Source organism: Paenibacillus sp. 01T422 (genome assembly GCF_056398785.1).
On record NZ_JBFTQB010000693.1, the window covers coordinates 1 to 3531 of the forward strand.

A 3531-nucleotide genomic window follows, 5' to 3' on the forward strand; every position below is an offset into this window, starting at 1 on the left:
GTTTCTGCTGTAGGCAGTCAAATTAACGTATATGTCAATGATGTGCTAGTTTTGCAGCAAACAGACAGTACGTACACGCAAGGTAGTGTTGGCGTTAGGATGTACAATTCAATGCCTTCGTACGACAATATTGTAGTAAAATCCGTGGGAGGCGATACGTTGTTATCCGATAACTTCGATACGCCGGCAGAGCAAACGATTGAACATTGGAATCTGGTRGATGGAAGCTGGAAAATGCAATCCGGAGCCATAACGGTTAACAAAGGTGACGGTTACAAAATACTTGCGCAAGAAGCAGAGTTCCAGGATATGACGCTGGAAAGCGATATTAAACTGCCGAGCGACACAGGTACAGGAGATGCAGGGCTGCTCTTTAAGACTCAAAGCGCAACACCTGGGGCAGATAATGTGAAGGGCTACTACGCCGGTTTAAGTGGTGATGGCAAGATCACGCTTGGACGAATGAACAATAACTGGACTCCTCTGAAGCAAGTAAAAGTGTTCGACACGATTGATCCGAATCGTTACTATCACATGAAGGTCATTACTTATCAGAATGACATTAAAGTGTATGTCAACGATTCACAGAAGCCAGTCCTCGTCTATACAGACGACAGTCCACAGAAATATACGAAGGGCGGAATCGGTTTAAGAAGTTACCGTGCACAGCCGAGCTTCGATAATGTAATCGCAAGCGAATATGTGGTGCCGGACAAAGAGTTCACCTCACCTGTAGCGAACAAAGATCCGCTGGTGCAAACGCCATTTATCCCACTGCCGCTTGGTTCGGTTGAGGCCAAAGGCTGGTTGCTGAAACAGCTTGAACTTCAGCGCGACGGGGCTACTGGATATGCGGAGGATTTGTACGGAGAACTCAGTACGAACGCTGCTTGGCTTGGCGGCACAGCGCCAGACTCGGACTGGGAACGTCCCGTCTATTATTTGAAGGGGTTAGTCCCTCTAGCCTACACCTTGAAAGATCAGAATTTGATTGCAAAATCTCAGAAATGGATTGAAGCCATCTTGGCGAGCCAGCAAGCAGACGGTTCTTTTGGTCCCAAAAGCAGCGATGACTGGTGGCCTCGCATGGTCGCGCTTTATGTCATGAAGGACTATTATGAAGCAACGAATGATGCTCGTGTGCTTACGTTCATGACTAACTATTTCCATTATCAAGCCGCTCAATTACCAGCACGACCACTCAGAGACTGGGGCAAGGTGCGTGTTGGCGACAACATTGATACCGTACTTTGGCTGTACAACCGGACAGATGATGCGTTCTTATTGCAATTGGCTGATACACTTGCCGAACAGGGGTATCCCATTACGGATACATTTGCAAATGACGGTTTCCAGAATTTCGGCAATGACTTCCAGCCGACTCATTCTGTTAACGTGAATGAAGCGATTAAAATGCCAGCCATTTATTATCAAAGGTCACACGACAATGTCGATCGTGATGCGTTCCAAGCTGGCGTTACCAATTTGAACAAGCACACGCAAATTACGGGAATGCCATCCGGTACTGAGATGTTGGCTGGTATCGCATCGACGCAGGGAGTAGAGCTCTGCGCAATTACCGAGCGGATGCAAAGTAATGAAGAGGCAGCGATGATTCTCGGGGATCCTCACATTGGTGATGCGCTTGAGAAAATTGCCTTCAATTCATTGCCAGGCGCGATGGATAAGAATTTGAAGCTTCATCAGTATTATTCATTGCCTAATCAGGTTGAGAGCAATGTTGCGGATCATGGCTTCAAACAAAACTATGATAACGGGATGATGCCTTCCCCAACTTCCGGTTTCCCTTGCTGTCGTTTTAATATGCATATGGGTTGGCCGTATTTTGTGAAAAATATGTGGGCAGCTACAAATGATGGCGGACTTGGCGTCATTGCTTACGGGCCTAGCCGCGTTTCGACCAAAATTAAGAACGCCAATGTAACGGTAGAAGAAACAACGAACTATCCGTTTGAGGATCAAATCGGGTTCGAAGTGAACACGTCAGAATCGGTGAGTTTTCCACTCAAATTAAGAATCCCGGCATGGGCGGATCAACCGACGGTTACGGTGAATGGCCAAGTTCAGCCAGCAGTGAAAGCTGGAGAATACCTGACGATCGACCGAACATGGGCGACAGGTGATCATGTCGTTCTGACGGTGCCAATGAAGTTGAAAACATCGACATGGGTGAACAACTCTGTCGGGATCGAACGTGGTCCACTCGTGTTCTCTCTTCAAGTGGAAGAAGATTGGCAAGTACAATCGAATCCAATTGCGGCAGCGCCAGGATTTAACGCCGCAGCGCTTGGGTTCAGCCAGTTCCGCGTGCTTTCCAAAACACCATGGAATTACGGGTTATTGATCGACCGGGAACATCCGGAACAATCCATTGAGGTTGTGCAGGGGCCTATGCCTGAGAACCCATTCATCCAGGCGACAAGTCCAGTCAAGCTGATTGCAAAAGCGAAGAAAATTCCTACATGGGGCAAGTCAGCCAACAATGTAGAAGCTTCCGAGCCGCCAATCGGGCCGCTGCTTTCAACAGAGCCGACGGAGAACATTACGCTGGTTCCATTCGGAGCGGAGAACTTGCGTGTCAGTTATTTCCCTCAAGTGACTGATAATCCAGATGCCGTCCAATCCATCAAATATGAGGCGGAACAAGCCGAGTTGTTCAAAGCGAAGGTGAATACAAACAACAATTATGCCTCTGGAAAAAGTTATGTAGGTGAAATTGACTACGCGGATAGTTATGTGAAATTTGGTGATATTCAGGCTGCTGCAGCCGGTACCTATAATGTTGATGTGTGGTTTGCCAATGGCAGTGATTTTACGGCTGCAACAGGTAAAATGCTAGTAAATGGCAAGGAGCAATCGTTCAAGCTCCAAGGCACTCAAAATTGGGGCCGATTCATGGCGATTCCCGTGCAAGTCGAACTGAACGAAGGCTCAAACACAATCACGTTCATGAAAGGTACCGGTTTCTACGAGTTGGACTATATGGTCGTCAGACCGCTGCAAGCCGCTGTAACAGAACCATCGACTCCTGCTTCTGCGACTTTGACGGGTCCTGCCGAAGTGCATGCGAGTGAGCCGTTTGATGTTGAACTAGGATTCACAAGTGTTACTGAGCGTGTGTACGCCGAGGATTTGAACTTAAGCTACGACCCTAATCTAGTGGAATATGTAGGTGTGGATGAGCTGAAGGAAGGATTTAAGGTTGTAGATCAATTGCAAACTGCTGGTCATATTCGCATCATTATGGTCAACTTGGGAGCAGGCAATATCAATGATCACTTGCTGAAGCTGAAGTGGAAAGCGAAATCAATTGCACAACCGAGCAGCACCACTATCACGTTGACGAAAGTGGTTATAGCTGATGCGGCAGGGGTAGAAACACAACTTGGTAGTGTTACTCACAACTTGCAAATCGCTACCGTCGTTGATAAAGCGGCCTTGAACAATTTGATTGCTCAGGCACAAGATAAGCATCAAACCGCAACGGAAGGCACAAGCCCAGGCCAGTAT

General features: G+C 47.5%; 1 protein-coding gene. It reads left to right on the forward strand.

All coding sequences use genetic code 11. The features are described from left to right. The coding region (locus AC1DUA_RS29095; RefSeq protein WP_477503073.1) for a beta-L-arabinofuranosidase domain-containing protein at nucleotides 1-3531 on the forward strand (3531 nt) is incomplete at both ends.